The organism is Desulfonatronum thiodismutans, from assembly GCF_000717475.1.
In the GTDB taxonomy this organism is placed as follows: Bacteria; Desulfobacterota; Desulfovibrionia; order Desulfovibrionales; family Desulfonatronaceae; genus Desulfonatronum; species Desulfonatronum thiodismutans.
Window position 1 is genome coordinate 1 of record NZ_JPIK01000013.1, and the last position, 18,849, is coordinate 18,849.

Below are 18,849 nucleotides of genomic sequence, written 5' to 3' on the forward strand. Positions count from 1 at the left end.
GATGCGGATGAAAAGGAATTATTGGACAACGGAATGGATGAAAGCTGATTATACTGGTTTAGGGTGAAACAATAAAAAAATTTTCTGATGACGCCTTTATGCCGCCCTTACGGGGCTATTTTTGTTTTAACTTCATCTACCCAGGGCGTTGCCCTGGGCTATAATATGTCGCCCCGTTGGGGCTTCAGACAAGCCCTGAAAGGGCGAACTACCGTAGCCCAGGGCAACGCCCTGGGTAAAACGCCCCCCAACAATAATAGCCCTGAAAGGGCGGCATAAAATGATGCAACGCGAGCCCAAAAACAGCGATGGCCCTCTTGGAACGCCATCAAATTTAAATATTCAACCTCAAGCAGTATAAATACAAGACCTGAACCCGATCCGAACCGCTTGCTCCGCCCCTTGGATTCGATCTTGAGCTTCATACTGACTTGTGAAAGGCTGCGCCGGGAAACAGTGAGGTTTGTTTTGGGAGGGAATCCATGAAATTCGAAACATTCAAAGCCGGACGGTGGGCTAAGCGCTACCAGTACCAGAGCTTTGAGCCGGTTCCCGTCAATCACCCCTGGACATGGGAAGACCCCGCCATCAACACCTTGTTGGAGCAGGCCACCCGGGCCCTGGGCGAGCTGAACGCCTTTTCACTGATCGTACCGGATATCGATCTGTTCATTCAGATGCACGTGGTCAAGGAGGCGCAGACATCCAGCAAGATCGAGGGAACTCAGACCGGCATCGGCGAAGCACTGATGGAGGAAGAGCAGATCAGCCCGGAAAAACGTGATGATTGGCGCGAGGTGCGTAATTACATCGAAGCGGTCAACACCGCGATTATCGAGTTGCAGAATCTACCGCTGTCCAACCGGCTGCTGAAGCGAACACACGCGATCCTGATGCGCAGCGCACGTGGCGAGCACAAGTTGCCTGGAGAATTTCGAACCAGTCAGAACTGGATCGGTGGTTCGAGTCTGAACGATGCCACTTTTATTCCACCGCACCGGGATAACGTGCCCGAGTTGATGAGTGACTTGGAGAAATTCTGGCACAACGAGGAGATCATCGTCCCCCATCTCATTCGCGCCGCCATCAGCCACTACCAGTTCGAGACCATTCACCCGTTTCTGGACGGCAACGGAAGAATAGGCCGCCTGTTCATCCCGCTCTACCTGATCAGCCACGGCCTGTTGGCCAAACCTTCTTTATATCTTTCAGACTTTTTCGAGCGCAACAGGGCCAGCTACTATGACGCCCTGATGCGGGTTCGTGTTGGCAACGACCTGATCCACTGGGTGCGCTTCTTTCTCAACGGCGTTGCGCAAACAGCCGCTAAGGGGCGGGAGGTATTCCGGCAGATCCTGGCCCTGCGCAGCGAAGTCGAACAATCCGTCATGGGGATGGGCAAACGGGCGGCAACCGCTCACCAAACGCTCAACCTGCTGTATCGCAAGCCGGTGATCGATGCGAGCGACCTGGAACGGGAACTGAAGGTGTCCACCCCCACGGCCAACGCATTGATCAAGTCTTTGAGAAATAAGGGAATTCTTGTGGAAACCACCGGGCAGCAACGGGGCCGGGTTTATGCCTTTGATCGTTACCTTAGCCTTTTCTTAAGTTAAAGAAAACGCCTTTCCTTTAACTAAGACTTTTGCTAAGCAAAAGATGATCCCAGCTTTGACCGGCGCTTTCGCGCCTGCCCCATGCTCAGCTCTTTATCCAGCAGTCCGTTCAAAAACCCTCAAGTGCAAGGAGCAATCCCGCACCTACTTGGGTAGGGAACACTCTGACGCTTGAAAGATTTGTTATCCCAAGTAGATGCGGGACGACGCGGCAATTGGGGGTTTTTCAACGAACAGTTGAGCACCAACAAGCTGGTTGAGGAGTCGGGCGCGTATGCGCTGGCGGCCTGGGATACGGAAAACCATTTTCGGGCCTTGGCGGCGACGGGAATGTGAACCGGACGCTGGAGATCCTGGAGCGGCTGGATGCCGAGGACAATCAGGCGGGTGCAGAGTGCGCCGCCCTCGCCGTCCTGTCCGCCGCGACTTGCCTGCTGGCAAGCGAACCGACGCGGCCTCGCGTTGTCAAAATGCTGAAATACAAGACCTGACCCTGATTCCTTGAACTCGTTTGGCCTGGGACGTGCCGTTGTGAATGAGTCAATGTTTCAATTTTGTATCGTTTTTTTTGACTGACAAAGAGATCGGATTCTGTGAACAAGTGTCCAGGGAGAGCAGATCATGAATTCTAAACCTGAAGGAGCCGGAGCCCGAGCCTGCTGGTTTGTCGGGGCTACATACGGTGGAACCGGTGATCAAACACCCCGTTTCCTGCGGGAAGGCATTTGGGAGAATGGGTATCAGGACAAATATCTCGACACGGTCAAGTCCATCCAGGCTGGAGATCGTATTGCGATCAAATCGTCCTATACACGAAAACACGATCTGCCTTTTGATAACCGCAGCCAAACCGTTTCCGTCATGGCAATCAAGGCCATTGGCACGGTCAAGGAGAATTTTGGCGACGGACGGACATTGAAGGTTGATTGGAAACCATATGATCCTCCGCGTGAATGGTATTTCTATACCAACAGAAGCACGGTTTGGCGTGTCTTGCCGGGTGATTGGACCACGGACGCGCTGATTGGCTTTGCGTTTGAGGAAAAGCCTCAAGACATCAATCGGTTTCGCAATGCTCCCTATTGGCGTGAGCGTTTTGGCGACACAACCGCCGATAAGCGTCGCTTCAACTGGACTCGTTTTTATGAGGCGATGGCTGACCAGATCCTTTCCTTCAGGAATCGACGCAGTGAATTGGTTTCCAGCATCCACGCCATTGCCGAAAGACATGACTGCATGTCCATCCTGAATGATCAGTACGAGAAAGGTGTTCCCGGCGGACCACTGAAAGATATATGCCCATTTACCGTCATGGGCATTTTCAACAGGGGGATTACAGATGCCAATCGCAAAGCTTTGGCGAATGAGCTGGCGAGCCTTCTTGGCGTATCGGTACCGGTTCCCGATTCCTTTGAGGGGATTCCCGTTGTAAATAATCAAAGGTCATGGTTTTTTGCTTACAGCTATCAACGCCAACCAGACGACATAGACGCTCTATGGGAGATATTTGCCCAAGCGATTGCCTTCTCGGATACGAATGATGCCGAAACACGATCAGCATTTACCGCGGCGTTCGACAACGCCTCAAAACGCTGGGGAGTAGGGTGGAATCTGACCATGGGGCTTTACTGGATCCGCCCATGGAGCTTCCCTACGCTTGACGGTCAATCACAGGATTACATCCGCAAAAAACTCAATATCCAAATCGGAAAAAACGGCCCAAAAGGCCGCTGTAGTGCGCGTGATTATCTCGAACTGCTGGATACCCTTGAGGCACGCTTTCAAGAGGACGCTTACCCCGTCCACTCTTTTCCTGAGCTCTCTCTAGCGGCATGGCTCTATAAAGACAGCGGAAAGTCCTTCCATCCAAAGGCGACAGACACTGATGGGCAGGATGCTGAAATGTTTGAGGAAGACATTGAGCTAGACGAAGCAGATGCCGATTTGAAAGATTTGTTCCCAAAATTCGATCAGTTAATGATCCCCCTTTTGAGGCTCCTGATTGATGGCAAGGAACATCTTGCCAAAGATGTCTTTCGGGAACTCAAGTCCCTGATGGGACTGGAGAAGTATGACGTCATTACCCTTGATTCTACTGGCCAGCCGTTGTTCGATAATCGAGCAGGTTGGGCAAAGTCTTACCTTAAGAAAGCAGGACTTGTTGTTTTTCCCAAAAGAGGTTTTGTTCAAATTTCCGAGAAAGGTCTGGAATTTTTAAATCAGCCTCAATCGGAGTTGGAGAAGTATAGTACTTTTACAGATTTTTTTGCATCAACATCATCATCACCGATGGATGAATCACGGCCAATAGTTCCGTATTCGATAGACGACATTCTCTCGGATGGTTGCTTCATCTCGCGAGAAAAAATCGAAAAAATTCTTGAACGCCTACGAACCAAGAAAAACCTGATACTCCAGGGGCCGCCGGGAACTGGAAAAACGTGGCTGGCAAAGCGATTGGCTTTTGCTTTGATCGGGCAACGCGACGACAGCAAAGTCCGAGCTGTCCAATTTCACCCAAACCTCTCTTACGAAGACTTTATTCGCGGCTGGCGACCGATCGGCGACGGAAAACTTACTCTTGTGGACGGCCCGTTTCTGGAGATGATGAAGTCAGCCTCGAAAGAGCCCACATCACGACACGTCGTCGTCATCGAAGAGATCAACCGAGGGAACCCCGCACAGATTTTTGGGGAAATGCTGACGCTGCTTGAGGCGGACAAGAGAACGCCGAACGAAGCCCTGGAGCTTTCCTATAAGCAGTCGGATGGCGAACGAGTATTTATCCCAGACAACTTGTACGTCATCGGTACGATGAATATTGCCGACCGTTCCCTTGCACTGGTCGATCTGGCACTACGGCGTCGTTTTGCCTTCATTGACCTGGAACCCTCACTGGGCAAGCCCTGGAAAGACTGGGTTCTGTCCCAGTGCGGTATTGACGTTGACATCCTTGCTGAGATTGAACAGCGCCTCACTGCCCTGAACAACGTAATTTCCGCGGATACCGGCCTCGGACCGCAGTTCCGTTTGGGACACAGTTATGTTACGCCTCCGTTCGGCATACCTATCAATAATCCCCGAGAATGGTTCCGCCAAGTCGTTGATACGGAAATCGGTCCACTGCTCGACGAGTACTGGTTTGATGCGCTTGAAAAGTCCCAGCAAGCCAGGGAACGTCTACTCGAAGGTTTTTAACCGTGACTTTGGGGACACCCGAACATGCATCATGTTCAAAGGATGATGGAGGTCGGATCGGCCGCATCCCGGTACGCAACCTTTGGCTGCTTATGCTCTACGCATCGGAACTATTTCGAGATATTGAGAATGCCAAGGTCGCTGTAGAGGACAATCCAGATGATATTCCCGATCTGGTGGCGGAAATACTCTGCCGTCAGGTTGAACGCCGCATCCAACGCAATTTGAGCTATGGCTACCAGTCGCGGGAAGCTGAACTGAACCGGGTACGCGGACGTATCAATCTGCTGAATACCGAAAGGCGTCGTTTGCTTGACCGGGGAAAAGTGGCTTGCCGGTTCGATGAATTGACCATTGATACTGCTCGAAACCGCTTTGTACGTTCGGCCCTTGAGAATATCTCCAAAGTAGTCCGCCGTAATGGACTGGCCCGCCGATGCAAGGCGTTGGCCGCAAGTTTAAGGCAGATGGGGGTAACCGGGGAACAGCCTGGTCGTGGCGAAGTTTTCATCGCCCGCTTTGGCAGGCACGATGTAGATGACCAACCAATGGTTGCCGCAGCCTATTTGGCTTTTAACCTTGCCTTACCAACGGAAGCCGAGGGTTCTAGGCAATTGCCGTTGCCGGATCGTGAAATAAGCTGGGTTCGCAAACTTTACGAGAAAGGTGTCGCTGGATTCTATGATGTTGTGCTTTCAGGAAAAGGGTGGCGTGTCGGCTCCGGCAAGGTGATTGATTGGCAGATTGAGAGTAAAAGTCCAGGTATAGACAGAATCCTACCCTCCATGCGGACCGACATCATACTTGATCACTCTGGTACGGAACGTCGTATTGTTATCGACACCAAGTTCAACTCCGTTGTCACTCGGGGCTGGTATCGAGAAGAATCTCTACGCAGCGGGTATGTATACCAGATATATGCATATTTGAGGTCACAGGAAGGCCGTGGCGATCTGCTCGCTGAGAAGGCATCGGGGCTACTTCTGCATCCTTCTGTGGGCGATATGGTTAACGAAGCCGTGATGATCCAGAACCATGAGATTCGATTTGCCACTGTCGATCTCGCGGCCTCGGCAAAGGAGATCCGAGGGCAGCTTTTGCAGGTTCTTGATTTTGCCATCTGAAGAGAGTGTCAAACGGAGAAAACCTATGACCAACAATCCGAATCCGCCCCGCATCGAGAGCCTCTCCGTGCGCAACTACCGTGCGTTGAGAGAGCTGACTCTTGATCAACTGACGCCGCTGACCGTGCTGTTGGGGCCTAATGGCAGCGGCAAGTCCACGGTGTTCGATGTTTTCGCGTTTCTCTCCGAATGTTTCTCCGATGGTCTGCGCAAGGCTTGGGATCGTCGGGGCCGTTTTCGCGAGTTGCGCAGCAGAGATCAGGGCGGGCCGATCGTCATCGAGGTCAAGTATCGTGAACAGCCGGATGCCTACCTGATTACCTACCATTTGGAAATTGAGGAACAGGCCAAGGGGCCCGTGGTGAAGCGGGAGTTTTTGCGCTGGAAGCGGGGCCATCCGGCCGCCCCTTTCCTTTTTCTGGACTACCGTTACGGCAAGGGCAAGGTGATCACCGGCGAACAACCCGAGCCGAGCGACATCCGTGTGGACAAGCCGCTGTCCGGGCCGGAGGTGCTGGCGGTCAGCACTCTGGGTACGCTGGCGGAGAATCCGCGGGTCATTGCCTTGCGAAATTTCATCACCGGCTGGCATCTTTCCTATCTGTCCGCTGACGCTGTCCGGGGCAATCCCGAAGCGGGCGCCGAGGAGCGGCTTTCGCCCACCGGCGACAATCTGCCCAATGTCGTCCAGTACCTGCGCGAACAGCATCCGGAGCGACTGGAGCGGATTTTCGAGACCTTGCGCCGCCGCATCCCGCGGATCGAAAAGGTGCAGGCAGAGGTGCTTCAGGACAGTCGTCTGCTGTTGCTGGTCAAGGACGCGCCATTTTCAACGCCGGTCTTGTCTCGTTTCGCCTCCGACGGCACCCTCAAGCTGCTGGCCTACCTGACCCTGCTCTACGACCCGGAGCCTCCCCGACTCGTGGGTATCGAGGAACCGGAAAACTACCTGCATCCCCGGCTGTTGCCCGAGTTGGCGGAAGAGTGCCGACTAGCCTCCGACCACACCCAGCTCATCGTCACGACCCATTCGCCCTTTTTTATCAATCCTCTTCAGCCGAAAGAGGTTCGTGTGTTGTACCGGACCGCGGATGGATACACGCGGGCACGGCGGGCCAGCGACATGCCCGGCGTTCAAGAATTTCTGGACCAGGGAGCCAACCTGGGTGAACTTTGGATGGAGGGGCATTTCGACGTCGGCGATCCCCTGAATCCCCAAAGCCTTATGGGTCTGGACGATGAGCCATGATCCAGCTCGAGTTGATCGTTGAAGAAGCTTCCGCCGAGGAGGCTCTGCGGCACTTACTCCCCGGAATGTTGCGTGGCCGTGCCCGTGCCAAGGTGATCAACCTCGGAAGCAAGTACAAACTGCTCAAGGTGCTTGAGGACCGATTGCGAGCTTACCGGACGCGTATCGACAAGGGCGAGAACTTGCGTGTCGTGGTGCTGCTTGATCGTGATGATGACGATTGTGTCCTGCTGAAGGACAGACTGGAGCAAGCATCAGCACAGGCGGGCCTGCCCTCCAAATCCCGACCGGATGAGCGTGGCCGTTTTTTCGTGGTGAACCGGATCGTGATCGAAGAACTGGAATCCTGGTTCATAGGCGATCCAGAGGCGTTGCGAGGGGCGTTCACAAGACTGCCCAGGATCACGCCGACGAGCGGTATCTTCCGCAATCCGGACAACGGCGGAACCTGGGAAGCTCTGCACCGCTTTCTGAAGAAGCACGGCATCTACAGAAACTCTTACCCAAAGATCGATGCGGCCCGGCGCATCGCTCCGAACATGCGGATCGACCGGAACAGGTCTAGGAGCTTTGGGCAGTTCGTCGCGGGTATCGAGGCGATGCTGGCCTGAAAGGTTGGCGCGTCCTTGTGGGGCCATTTCAAGCTATCTCCTCACTCACTCCCCTCGCTCCCCCCTCAATCATCCAGCCGAATATCCTTCCCCTCCTTGATCCGCTTCATGGTCCTGACCGCGCACATCTTGCCGCACATGGTGCAGGAGTCCTCGTGGTGCGGGCGGGAGGAGGCGCGGTAGGCCCGGGCTTTTTCCGGGTCCAGGGCCAGGGTGAACATGCCTTCCCAGTCCAGGTCGGCGCGGGCCTTGGACATTTTGTCGTCCCAGTTGCGTGCTCCGGGGATGCCCTTGGCGATGTCCGCGGCGTGGGCCGCGATGCGGGCGGCCATGATCCCTTCCTTCATATCCTCCAAGGTGGGCAGGCGCAGGTGTTCCGCCGGGGTGACGTAGCAGAGGAAGTCCGCGCCAGCGGCCGCGGCCACGGCTCCGCCGATGGCGCTGGTGATGTGGTCGTAGCCCGGGGCCACGTCCGTGACCAGGGGGCCGAGCACGTAGAAGGGCGCGCCGTGGCAGAGCCGCTTCTCCAGGACCATGTTCGCGGCGATCTCGTTCAGGGCCATGTGTCCGGGGCCTTCGATCATCACCTGGACGTCGCGCTCCCAGGCCCGTTTGGTCAGTTCGCCCAGGACGATCATTTCCTGAACCTGGACCGCGTCCGTGGCGTCGTGCAGGGAGCCCGGGCGGCAGCCGTCGCCCAGGCTCAGGGTCACGTCGTGCTTTACGCAGATGTCCAGGAGCCGGTCGTAATGCTCGTAGAACGGGTTCTCGGCGTCGTTCTCCTTCATCCAGGCGTAGAGCAGGGAGCCGCCCCGGGAGACCAGGGAGGTCAGGCGGTCGGTTTTCTCGATCCGCTCCGCGGTCAGCCGGTTCAGACCGCAGTGGATGGTCAGAAAATCCACGCCGTCGTCCACATGGGTCTGGACTACGTCGAAGAACTCGTCAGCGGTGATGTCGGACAGGTTCTTGTCGTAGAACCCCACGGCGTCGTAGATGGGCACCGTGCCGATCATGGCCCGGGACTCGGCGATCAGGGCCTGGCGGAATTCCCTTGTCTTGCCGAAGCAGCTCAGGTCCATGATCGCCTCGGCCCCCAGGCGCAGGGCGTGGCGGACCTTTTCCATTTCCAGGTCCATGTCGCAGGCGTCCTTGGAAATGCCCAGGTTGACGTTGATCTTGGTGCGCAATCCCCGTCCGACCCCCTCGGGGTCCAGGTGGGCGTGGTTCTTGTTGGCCGGAATGATCACCTCGCCCGCGGCCATGCGCTCCACTAGGGTTTCCACGGGCAGATTTTCCTTGGCCGCCACGGTGCGCATCTGGTCCGTGATAATGCCCCTGCGGGCCGCATCCATCTGGGTTGTCCAGTTCATGATCGTCATTCCTTTATATTATTGTTCATGGCGTTGCGCAGGGCCCGGATCTGCCCGGCGATGTCCGGCTTGGCGACGATTTCCGTGATCATGGCCACGCAGGACGCACCTCTGTGAATCACTTCCCCGATGTTGTGCTCCTTGATCCCGCCGATGACCACGAAGGGAATGGACAGATTGGCCGTGACCCATTCCAGATATTCCAGGCCCACCGGCGCGCAGACGTCCTTCTTGGTCTTGGTGGCGAAGATCGGCCCCACGCCGATGTAGTCCGCCCCGGCCGCCACAGCGGCCCGGGCCTGGTCCGGGGAGTGGGTGGACAGGCCGATGATCTTGCCCGGTCCGAGCAGGCGGCGGACCACCGGGACAGGCAGGTCGTCCTGGCCCACGTGTACGCCGTCCGCGTCCATGGCCTGGGCCACGGCTACGTCGTCGTTGACCAGAAACAGGGCTCCGGCCTCGCGGGTCAGCTCCCGGATGGCCGCGCATTCCTCCAGCTTGACCCGTCCGAGCTTGTCCTTCTCCCGGTACTGAATGAGCTTGATTCCGGCGTCCAACATGGCCCGGACCACCTCCAGGTTGGACCGACCCAGGGAGTGCTCCTCGCTGGTCAGGCAGTACAGGTCGATGTTGTGCAAGGGATTGTTCATGAGACGCTTCCTTGATGATGTGGATGGAGAGGGTGTTGAAGATGCAAAAAATGATGCAGCACCACGTCGGCCTGCTTGGCCGCGGCCACGGCGACCAGGGGGGCCAGCGGGGGAGTATCCGAACAGGCGGCGGTTTGCTCGTCGCCCACGAGGAAGAAGTTGGCCCGGAGGCGTCTGGTGCGAATCCGGTCGGCGTTCCCGCATCCGGCAATGCCCGAGGCGGCCACGAACAAGGCCGAGGTGGGGAGCATGGCCTCGGCCAGCAGCTTTTTCACGGACGGGTCATCCACGCATTCCAGCACGGCATCGCAACCGGCAAACAGGCCCTGAACGTTGTCTTCCATGATCCGCGACTCCAGCAGTTCCAACTCCAGATCCGGGTTGATGCACAGCAGGTTGGCGGCCAGGGCTACGACCTTGGGCAGGCCGACCTGGTCCGGGAAGAAGAACTGCCGGTTCAGGTTGGAGGGTTCCACCCGGTCGAAATCCACGAGCACGAAGCGCTTGAACCCGGAACGGACCAGGGCGTGGGCGCAGTTGGAGCCCAGACCACCGGCCCCGGCCAGGCCGACGCGCACCCGTTGCAGGCGGGCCAGGGCCTCCGGGCCGATGTGATGGGCGATGCCTTGTTCAATGATATTCATGAGGAAATTATATCAAGCTGGGCGTTGGGGGTTTAAAACAAACGTTTCGGGCAGTTCGTTCAAAAAACCCAAGTACAAGGAGTAAAAAAAAGGCAAGGTTGAAGCGTATTTGATCATACGTGAGACTTTGGCCTTTTTGCAGCGACGCAGCAAATGGGAGTTTTTCAACGAACGGCCAACGGCTGCCAGTCCTTGAACACCGGCTGATAGCCCTTGGACCGGAGCATGGCCGCGATCTCGCCAACGCCGCGGTCGTCGGCCACCTCGAACTGCGGGGTTCCTGCCTGATCCGCCCCGTGGCCGCCCACGGACGTGGAGACCCCGGCGGAGAGCCGGGTTACGCCCAGGGGCAGGAGGTTTTCCCGCAGCCCGGGGGCTTCCCGGGTGGACAGGGTGATGGCTGCCCGGGGCAGGAACAGGCGCTGGGCCAGGAGGATCTGGGTCAGATCCCGGTCCGAAACCGGATGCTCAGGCTGCCAGCCCGCGGCATGAGGGCGCATCCGGGGCAGGGACAGGCCGATTTCCGCGCCGGGATAGCGATCCTGCAGCCAGCGGGCGTGCAGGGCGGCCCAGAAGGCGTCGGTACGCCAATTGCCTAGGCCGTAGAGCGCGCCGATCCCCACCCAGCGCATGCCTGCCCGGCAGGCCCGCTCCGGTGCGTCCAGGCGGAAGGCGTAGTCCCGTTTGGGGCCGCTGGGATGCATCCGGGCATATTGTTCTGGATCGTAGGTTTCCTGATAAATCGTCAGCCCCTCGGCCCCGGCGGTGATCATCCGGGCGTATTCCTCCTGGGTCAGGGCGTAGACCTCCAGGAGCAGGCTGGGGAAAAATCCGCGAAGCACGGCCAGAACCTGCTCCAGATACTCCGGCGGGGCCTTGGCCCGGGCATCGCCGGTGAGCAACAGGATCTGGCGCAATCCGGTGATTGCTATGTGCTCGGCCTCAACCCGGACCTCCTCCAGGGTAAGCTGACGGCGCTTGTTTTTCTGTTCCGCGTTGAAGCCGCAATACACGCAGCGGTTGGTGCAGAAATCCGAAACATAGAGCGGGGTGAACAGCTGAACCGCCCGGCCGAAATGCCGCAGGGTCACGGCCGCGGCCTTGCGGGCCAGTTCTTCCAGCATGGTCCCGGCGGCAGGCGAGAGCAGGGTCAACAGGTCATCCGGGCCGAGGCGGTCCTTGTCCAGGGCTCGGAGTACGTCCTGGCGCTGGTAGCCATGGATGGCCTTGGGCATGTCCAGGCCGGCATAGGTGCCCATGACTTCGGCAAAACTCATGGGCATTATCCTTCCAGAAAGCCGGTCAATGGCGAGGAAGCCTCGGCCTTCAGGCGCTGTAGTCCGGCCCCGGCCAGGAACCCGCGCCGCCCGGCCCGCACGGCTTCACCAAAGGCTCTGGCCATGCTCACGGGATCGGCGGCCGTGGCAATGGCCGTGTTCACCAGCACCGCGTCCGCGCCCATCTCCATGGCCTCGCAAGCATGGGAAGGCCGGCCCAGCCCGGCGTCCACGATAATCGGCAGGTCGATCTCCTCAATCAGGATACGGATCATCTCCCTGGTTTGCAGGCCGCGATTAGTACCGATGGGTGCGCCCAGGGGCATCACCGCCGCGGCTCCGGCGGAAGCCAGGTCACGGGCCACATACAGGTCCGCGTTGACGTAGGGCAGGACGACGAACCCTTCGGCGGCCAGGACTTCCGTGGCCCGCACCGTGGCGTATCCGTCCGGGAGCAGGTGGTTGTTGTCCGCGATGACCTCGATCTTGATCCAGTTCCCACATCCCATGGCCCTGGCCAGCCGGGCGATGCGCACGGCCTCGTCCGCGGTGCGCGCGCCGGAGGTGTTGGGCAGCAGGCGCATGTGTTTGGGGATGTGGTCCATGACGTTGCCGGTTGCGGCCTGGAAATCCACCCGCCGCAAGGCCACGGTGATCACCTCGGACCCGGAGGCCACGCAGACATCAGGAATAACCGCGTCGTCGCCGTACTTGCCCGTTCCAGTGAGCAAACGGCTGCCCAGGCGCTCCCCGCCGATCTCGAACAGGTCGTCCATCATGTCCCGCATCAGCCACCTCCCACGAACTGCAGCAGTTCCAGACTATCGCCTTCATTCATGACCGTGTTCGCGAAACGTTCACCAGGCACGACCTCCCGGTTCAACTCGGCCACGACCCTGGTCGGATCCAACTTTCTGGTCTCAATGACTTCCAGGAGCGTGACCCCCGTTGAGATCTCTTCCGGCTTGCCGTTGATGATCACCTGCATCATGCCCCCCCCCGATTGGCAAATAAAAAACGCCTTTTCGGAACCTGGCGTGAAGCTCTGCGGTCCGGAAAGGCGGTCTCTCGCGGTGCTTCCCTACGACGGCATGATCCGTGTCAGGTTCCAAGGGTCGGGGCGCGTGCCCCCTCTCAGCCTTACGGCTCCCCCAGCTATGAAAAATTGGGTATCGCAATCCGAAACGTCTGTAAAGGGTTTCGATGCGTTCGACAGGAGGCTGCTTGTTTTTTTGCTTGCCAGTTGTTCATTTTTAGCCTAATTGTGCACGGTTCGAAATTCGCACATCCTCCGTGGAGCCCGAGGGTCTTTCGTCCGTGACGAAAGTGAGCGGGTTCAAGGTTCGGAGGGTGGAGGAAAAACCCACCAGTTCTAAGGAGTAGTGTAATGGCGTACGTGACAATGAAGCAGATGTTGGAGACCGGCGTGCATTTCGGTCACCAGACCCGGCGTTGGAATCCCAAGATGCGGCCGTACATTTTCGGCGCGCGCAATGGCATCCATATCATCGACCTGCAGCAGACCGTGAAGATGTTCCAGAAGGCCCACGACTTCATCGCCAATACCGTGGCCCAGGGCGGCAAGGTCATGTTCGTGGGCACCAAGCCCCAGGCCCGTGAGATCATCAAGCAGGAAGCCGCGCGGGTGGGCATGTTTTCCGTGACTCATCGCTGGATGGGCGGTACCCTGACCAACTTTCAGACCATTCGCAGCAGCATTCAGCGTTTGAAGAAGCTGGAAACCATGTTCGAGGACGGAACCATCAACCGGTTCGTCAAAAAAGAAATCGTGCGCATGCAGCGCGACGTGGAAAAGTTGAACCTGGCCCTGGGCGGAATCAAGGACATGGAATCCCTGCCCCAGGCGGCTTTCGTCATTGACCCGAACCGGGAAGACATCGCCATCCAGGAATGCCGCAAGTTGAACATTCCGGTGGTCGCCGTGGTGGACACCAACTGCGATCCGGACCTGATCGACTTCATCATTCCCGGCAACGACGACGCAATCCGGGCCATCAAGCTGTTCTCCGCGAGCATCGCCGACGCCTGCACCGAGGGCGCCGCCAGGATGCGCGACATGGACCAGGTCGCTGAAAAGTCCGCCGGGGCCGCGCTGACCCAGGCCGCCGCGGAAGACGAAGGGGCTGAAACGGAAATTGAAATAGACGCTACGGAGGAGAAATAAATGGCTATTTCCGCAAGTTTGGTAAAGGAGCTGCGCGAATGTACCGGCGCGGGCATGATGGATTGCAAAAAAGCGCTGCAGGAGTGTGGCGGGGATCAGGAAAAGTCCAAGCTCTGGCTGCGTGAAAAAGGTTTGGCCAAGGCCCAGAAGAAGTCCGGCCGGGCCACGTCCCAGGGGTATATCGGGTCCTACATCCACTCCAACGGCAAGATCGGGGTGATGGTCGAGTTGAAGTGCGAGACCGACTTCGTGGCCAAGAACGAGAAGTTCCTGGAGTTGGCCAAGGATCTGGCCATGCAGGTGGCGGCAACGGCTCCGCTGTGCGTGGCTCCGGAGGACATTCCGGAGGACGTTTTGGAGCGGGAGCGCCAATTCGTCACTCAGCAGACCCGGGACGAGGGCAAGCCGGAGAACATCATCCCCAAGATCGTGGAAGGTCGGATGAACAAGTTCGCCCAGGAAGTCTGCCTCCTGGAGCAGGCTTTCATCAAAGACGACTCCCGCAAGGTCAAAGATCTGATCACCGAAACCATCGCCGTGCTCGGCGAAAATATCCAGGTCGGACGGGTCGTGCGGATGGCCCTGGGCGAAGAAGCATAATATCGGGCGAAGAAGCGTAACAAAAGACAGATGACCGTGGGGACACGGCGCGCCGCGCCCCCACGGTGAACACGTTCAACGGGCGGCCCGGGCCGCTGGAGTAGGCATGACAGAACTGCGCTATCCCAGGATATTGCTGAAAATCAGCGGCGAAGCCCTGGCCGGTCCCAACCAGTTCGGGATCGACCCCGAGACCATCGATACGTTCTGTAGGGAAATGGTCGAGGTCGCCGAACTGGGTGTCGAATTGGCCCTGGTGATCGGCGGAGGAAATATTTTCCGCGGCCTCTCAGCCGCCTCCCGTGGCATGGACCGGGCCGGGGCCGACTACATGGGCATGCTGGCCACGGTGATCAACTCCCTGGCCGTGCAAGACGGGCTGGAAAAGCTGGGGCTGACCACCAGGGTGATGACCGCCTTCCCCATGCAGCAGGTGGCCGAGCCCTACATTCGCCGCCGGGCCATCCGGCATCTGGAGAAAAAGCGGGTGGTGATCTGCGCCGCGGGCACCGGCAACCCGTTCTTCACTACGGACACTGCCGCGGTCTTGCGCGGGGCCGAACTCAAGGTCCAGGCCATTCTCAAGGCCACCAAGGTGGACGGAGTCTACGATAAAGATCCGAAAAAGGATCAAGACGCCCAGCTGTTCTCGCACATCTCCTACATCGACGTTCTGAAAAAGCGCCTGCAAGTTATGGACTCCACGGCCATTTCCCTGGCCATGGACAATAATCTGCCCATCGTGGTTTTCAACCTCTTCACCGCGGGCAACATCAAGCGGGTCGCACTGGGAGAGCCGACGGGAACACTGGTCACAGGAGGAGAGTAAGCATGGCATCCGTACTGGACGACAACAAGGAACGCATGGAAAAGTCCCTGCAAAGCCTGGACAGGGAATTCAAAAGGCTGCGCACCGGTCGGGCCTCCGGGGCCTTGCTGGACGGGATTCGGGTGGACTATTACGGCACGTCGACCCCTTTGGATCAACTGGCTTCCATCTCCATCCCGGACAGCCGGACCATCTCCATCCAGCCTTGGGATCGCGGAGCGTTCAAGGATGTGGAAAAGGCCATCCTCAAGTCTGATTTGGGCCTGAACCCGGTTAACGACGGGAAGACCCTGCGGATTATCATTCCGCCTCTGACCGAGGAACGGCGCAAGGAACTGGTCAAGATCGCCAAGAAGTTCACCGAGGAGGCCAAGGTCGGCATCCGCAATATTCGGCGCGACGCCAATGATGCGCTGAAGAAGCAGGAAAAGGCCAAGGAGATCACCGAGGACGAGCTTCGCAAGACCCAGGACGACGTCCAGAAGCTGACGGACGACTACATCGCCAAGACTGACGCAGTGTTCGCGGTCAAGGAAAAAGAAATCATGGAGATTTGAGCCGACTTGTCCTCCCTCCCCCGGCATATCGCCATCATCATGGACGGCAACGGGCGGTGGGCCGAACACCACGGCCTGCCGCGCACCGAAGGCCATAAAGCCGGTACCCGCTCCGCCCGCAAGATCGTCACCCAGTGCCGCAAGCTCGGCATCCCGCATGTTACGTTCTATACGTTTTCCAAGGAGAACTGGTCCCGGCCCCGGGAGGAGGTCTCGTTTTTGTTCGAGATGCTCCAGTCTTATCTCAAGAGCGAGATGGACTCCCTGCTGGAGCGGGATATCCGGCTGCACGTGCTCGGAGACTGGGACGAACTCCCCTTTGCCCTGCGCCAGATCCTGCGGCACGTCTGCTCCAAGAGCAGCCACTGCAAGTCCATGGTCGTCAATCTGGCCCTGAACTATTCCGGCCGCGAAGAGATCGTCCGGGCCTGCCGGAAGCTCGTCAGCCAGGGCATACCCGCGGAGAGGATCACGGAACAACTCCTGGCCGACAATCTGGACACGGCCGGCCAGCCGGACCCGGACCTGATCATCCGGACCAGCGGGGAGCAGCGGCTGAGCAATTTTCTTCTGTATCAGGCCGCGTACAGCGAACTGGTCTTCACGCCGGTGATGTGGCCGGACTTTGACGAAGACTGCCTGCAAGCGGCCCTGGACGAGTATTCCAGACGTTCCCGACGGTTCGGGGGGCTGGAGCAACCCGCGGCCTGACCCTTCCCGTTTCCAGAGCCATTTCCATCCTTGAATCCCATCTTCGCCACAAACCTCCGACCAGCATCATCATGCCCCTGACCTCGCACCACAAACGCCTGTTGACCGGGCTGCTTCCGTTGCCCATCCTGCTCTGGATTCTGTTTTCCGGCGGGGTGCCGCTGTTGCTTCTTGTGATGATCCTGGCCGCGCTGGGCCAATGGGAATTGTATTCCATGTTCTGGAAACAGGAGCGACCGGGGTGGAAACTGCTGGGCGTCGTCGGCGGGGCGCTTTTTCTGCTGGCCGCATACTTGGCGCCGACCGCCGCACCGGCGGCCCTGGCCGGGCTGTTCTGCCTGTTCGGCGTTCTGTTTCTGGTCAACTATAGCGCTGATCCCGAAACCGCGTCGTTTCCGGACGTGCTGCTGCTTTTTCTGGGCTGCTGCTATCTGCCCTTGCTGCTTCACTTCGCCCTGGGGCTGGCGTGGCCGGAACTGCTGCTGGTGGTGGCCGCGGCGTTTCTCTCCGACACGGCCGCCTATTACACCGGCTCCAAGTTGGGCCGCCGCCACGTCTGGCCGTCCATCAGTCCCAAGAAGACCTGGGAGGGCAGCGCCGGAGGCATGGCGGCCTGCGTTGGGGCCTGCCTGATCGTGGGGCTTGCCTGGGGTACGGCGAGCATGTCGGCGTTCATCCTCCTCGGCGTGGCCTTGAACCTGGCCGCTCAGGTGGGGGACTTTTTCGAATCCGCCGTGAAGCGCTCCCAGGGCGTCAAGGATTCCGGAACCCTGCTGCCCGGTCACGGCGGCATTCTGGACCGTATCGACAGTCTGCTTTTTGTTTTACCGGCGTATGCGGCTTTGAGCCTTGTTTATCCTTTCTTTTAGATTGTGCCCCAGTCCTTCATCGCTTCAATTTCGCCCTCCATGCCATCCCTCCACGCTTGCCGATACATCAGCGCCTTGCCTTCGGCCGCGACGTCCGTACCGCGCGGCTTGGTCATCCTGGGCAGTACCGGCTCCATCGGTCGCAGCGCCCTGGCGGTGATCGGCGAACATCCGGAACGTTTTTTCGTGCTGGGACTGGCCGGAGGACGCAACGTCCGGCTTTTGGCCGAACAGGCCGCGCGGTGGCGGCCCGGGGTGCTGGCCGTGCTGGACGCGGCCCTGGCCGAGGAACTGCGGGGGCTGTTGCCCTCCGGTTATGCTCCGGACATCGTTCACGGACAGGGGGGCTACGAGGGGTTGGCCCGGATGCCTGAAGCCGAAATGGTCCTCTCCGCTCAGGTGGGCGCTGCCGGATTACCGGCCACGTTGGCCGCGGCCCGGGCCGGGAAGATCATCGCCCTGGCCAACAAGGAATCCCTGGTCCTGGCCGGAGCCATGATCCGCGACGCCTGCCGCCGATACGGGGCCATGATCCTGCCCGTGGACTCGGAGCACAACGCGGTGTTCCAGTCCTTGCACGGGGAAACGTCCTCCAATTTGCGGAGGATCATCCTCACGGCCTCGGGCGGTCCGTTTCGGGATATGGACGCGGCTGAGCTGGACGCGGTCACGGTGGGTCAGGCCCTGGCTCATCCCAACTGGTCCATGGGCGCGAAGATCAGCGTGGATTCCGCGACCTTGATGAACAAAGGTCTGGAAGTGATCGAGGCCTGCCTGCTGTTCGGCCTGGATATGGATCAGGTGGCCGTGCTGATCCACCCCCAGAGCATTGTTCATTCCCTGGTGGAATTCACGGATCGCTCTCTGCTGGCCCACTTGGGTCCCGCGGACATGCAGGTGCCCATTTCCCATTGCCTTGGGTACCCGGAGCGTCTGGGATTGAGCCTGGCCCCCCTGGATCTGCTACAGGCTGGAACACTGACTTTTCGTGAGCCTAGGACCGATCTCTTTCCCTGTCTGGAACTGGCTCGGGAGGCGTACCGCGCGGGCCCAAGCCATCTGGTGGTCCTGAACGCGGCCAACGAGGCCGCCGTGGACCTGTTCCTGCGCGAACGCATCCCCTTCATGCACATCCCGGCCCTGATCCGCTACGCCCTTGACGACCATGCCGGGCAGCCAGTGGATTCCCTGGAAGGCGTCCTGGAACTGAGCGCTCTCGTCCAGGGCCAGACGCGACGTTCGGCCGAAATCACCGCCGGGGTCTGAGTTTCCTTGGCAAGACTTGACTTGCGGCCGGGAAGTCTCAAAGTATCTCCCAAAACCGTTTCGCTTGCTCCCGCTCCACCGAGATGGACAGCC

20 protein-coding genes and 1 riboswitch are annotated in these 18,849 nt (G+C 58.8%); of the genes, 14 read left to right on the plus strand and 6 right to left on the minus strand.

The genetic code is table 11. The annotated features are described in order from the left end of the window. The first annotated feature begins 482 nt into the window (after positions 1 to 482). From GY33_RS0110055 to GY33_RS0110080, 7 genes are all read left to right on the plus strand, one after another. Positions 483 to 1,616, plus strand: a complete 1,134-nt coding sequence (locus tag GY33_RS0110055; RefSeq protein ID WP_031387215.1) for a Fic family protein — start codon at positions 483 to 485, stop codon at positions 1,614 to 1,616. Between the two features lie 171 nt (positions 1,617 to 1,787). Continuing rightward, positions 1,788 to 1,952 carry a hypothetical protein gene (locus GY33_RS21540; RefSeq protein WP_200874860.1) on the plus strand — a complete coding sequence of 55 codons (165 nt, stop codon included), beginning with the start codon at positions 1,788 to 1,790 and terminating at the stop codon, positions 1,950 to 1,952. After that, complete coding sequence (locus tag GY33_RS21545; RefSeq protein ID WP_200874861.1) at positions 1,949 to 2,107, plus strand: hypothetical protein; 159 nt, start codon at positions 1,949 to 1,951, stop codon at positions 2,105 to 2,107. The genes GY33_RS21540 and GY33_RS21545 overlap by 4 nt, the downstream gene beginning before the upstream one ends. A gap of 130 nt (positions 2,108 to 2,237) precedes the next feature. Then, positions 2,238 to 4,814 carry an McrB family protein gene (locus tag GY33_RS21550; protein ID WP_035271832.1) on the plus strand — a complete coding sequence of 859 codons (2,577 nt, stop codon included), beginning with the start codon at positions 2,238 to 2,240 and terminating at the stop codon, positions 4,812 to 4,814. Positions 4,815 to 4,816: 2 nt separating this feature from the next. Then, positions 4,817 to 5,938: a 5-methylcytosine-specific restriction endonuclease system specificity protein McrC gene (gene mcrC, locus GY33_RS0110070; RefSeq protein ID WP_268746642.1), complete on the plus strand. Its 1,122-nt coding sequence runs from the start codon at positions 4,817 to 4,819 to the stop codon at positions 5,936 to 5,938. A gap of 25 nt (positions 5,939 to 5,963) precedes the next feature. Continuing rightward, a complete protein-coding gene (locus GY33_RS0110075) occupies positions 5,964 to 7,187 on the plus strand; it encodes an AAA family ATPase (RefSeq protein WP_035271834.1) in 1,224 nt (407 codons plus the stop codon). Beyond that, positions 7,184 to 7,798, plus strand: coding sequence for a DUF4276 family protein (locus tag GY33_RS0110080; RefSeq protein WP_031387219.1), 615 nt, complete (start codon positions 7,184 to 7,186; stop codon positions 7,796 to 7,798). The genes GY33_RS0110075 and GY33_RS0110080 overlap by 4 nt, the downstream gene beginning before the upstream one ends. A gap of 65 nt (positions 7,799 to 7,863) precedes the next feature. On the opposite strand, the gene thiC is transcribed toward GY33_RS0110080, so the two are convergent. The 6 genes from thiC to thiS form a co-directional block, all read right to left on the minus strand. Beyond that, the gene (gene thiC / locus GY33_RS0110085) at positions 7,864 to 9,168 is read right to left on the minus strand and encodes a phosphomethylpyrimidine synthase ThiC (RefSeq protein WP_031387220.1); all 1,305 of its coding nucleotides are present in this window, start codon (positions 9,166 to 9,168) and stop codon (positions 7,864 to 7,866) included. 5 nt (positions 9,169 to 9,173) lie between these two features. Beyond that, positions 9,174 to 9,818, minus strand: coding sequence for a thiamine phosphate synthase (gene thiE / locus GY33_RS0110090; RefSeq protein WP_031387221.1), 645 nt, complete (start codon positions 9,816 to 9,818; stop codon positions 9,174 to 9,176). After that, entirely contained in the window at positions 9,815 to 10,462 is a 648-nt protein-coding gene (gene thiF / locus GY33_RS0110095; protein WP_051822496.1) for a sulfur carrier protein ThiS adenylyltransferase ThiF, read from the minus strand. The genes thiE and thiF overlap by 4 nt, the downstream gene beginning before the upstream one ends. A gap of 164 nt (positions 10,463 to 10,626) precedes the next feature. Continuing rightward, positions 10,627 to 11,739: a 2-iminoacetate synthase ThiH gene (gene thiH, locus GY33_RS0110105; protein ID WP_031387223.1), complete on the minus strand. Its 1,113-nt coding sequence runs from the start codon at positions 11,737 to 11,739 to the stop codon at positions 10,627 to 10,629. A gap of 5 nt (positions 11,740 to 11,744) precedes the next feature. Beyond that, the gene (locus GY33_RS0110110) at positions 11,745 to 12,518 is read right to left on the minus strand and encodes a thiazole synthase (RefSeq protein ID WP_031387224.1); all 774 of its coding nucleotides are present in this window, start codon (positions 12,516 to 12,518) and stop codon (positions 11,745 to 11,747) included. Positions 12,519 to 12,526: 8 nt separating this feature from the next. Beyond that, entirely contained in the window at positions 12,527 to 12,730 is a 204-nt protein-coding gene (thiS, locus tag GY33_RS0110115) for a sulfur carrier protein ThiS (protein WP_051822497.1), read from the minus strand. 70 nt (positions 12,731 to 12,800) lie between these two features. Next, a riboswitch (TPP riboswitch) is annotated at positions 12,801 to 12,902 on the minus strand. A gap of 224 nt (positions 12,903 to 13,126) precedes the next feature. Between thiS and rpsB the strand changes: the two genes are divergently transcribed. The 7 genes from rpsB to dxr all read left to right on the plus strand — a co-directional run bounded on the left by rpsB (position 13,127) and on the right by dxr (position 18,756). After that, the gene (rpsB, locus tag GY33_RS0110120) at positions 13,127 to 13,924 is read left to right on the plus strand and encodes a 30S ribosomal protein S2 (protein WP_031387226.1); all 798 of its coding nucleotides are present in this window, start codon (positions 13,127 to 13,129) and stop codon (positions 13,922 to 13,924) included. Continuing rightward, positions 13,925 to 14,524, plus strand: a complete 600-nt coding sequence (gene tsf / locus GY33_RS0110125; protein WP_031387227.1) for a translation elongation factor Ts — start codon at positions 13,925 to 13,927, stop codon at positions 14,522 to 14,524. It begins immediately after the preceding gene. A gap of 106 nt (positions 14,525 to 14,630) precedes the next feature. After that, positions 14,631 to 15,353 (plus strand): UMP kinase, encoded by a 723-nt coding sequence (gene pyrH / locus GY33_RS0110130; protein WP_031387228.1) that lies wholly within the window; start codon positions 14,631 to 14,633, stop codon positions 15,351 to 15,353. Positions 15,354 to 15,355: 2 nt separating this feature from the next. Further along, the gene (gene frr / locus GY33_RS0110135) at positions 15,356 to 15,910 is read left to right on the plus strand and encodes a ribosome recycling factor (protein WP_031387229.1); all 555 of its coding nucleotides are present in this window, start codon (positions 15,356 to 15,358) and stop codon (positions 15,908 to 15,910) included. A gap of 6 nt (positions 15,911 to 15,916) precedes the next feature. Next, complete coding sequence (gene uppS, locus GY33_RS0110140) at positions 15,917 to 16,621, plus strand: polyprenyl diphosphate synthase (protein ID WP_035271838.1); 705 nt, start codon at positions 15,917 to 15,919, stop codon at positions 16,619 to 16,621. Between the two features lie 71 nt (positions 16,622 to 16,692). Next, complete coding sequence (locus GY33_RS0110145; RefSeq protein WP_031387231.1) at positions 16,693 to 17,490, plus strand: phosphatidate cytidylyltransferase; 798 nt, start codon at positions 16,693 to 16,695, stop codon at positions 17,488 to 17,490. A gap of 39 nt (positions 17,491 to 17,529) precedes the next feature. After that, the gene (dxr, locus tag GY33_RS0110150) at positions 17,530 to 18,756 is read left to right on the plus strand and encodes a 1-deoxy-D-xylulose-5-phosphate reductoisomerase (RefSeq protein WP_031387232.1); all 1,227 of its coding nucleotides are present in this window, start codon (positions 17,530 to 17,532) and stop codon (positions 18,754 to 18,756) included. The last annotated feature ends 93 nt before the right edge of the window (positions 18,757 to 18,849 follow it).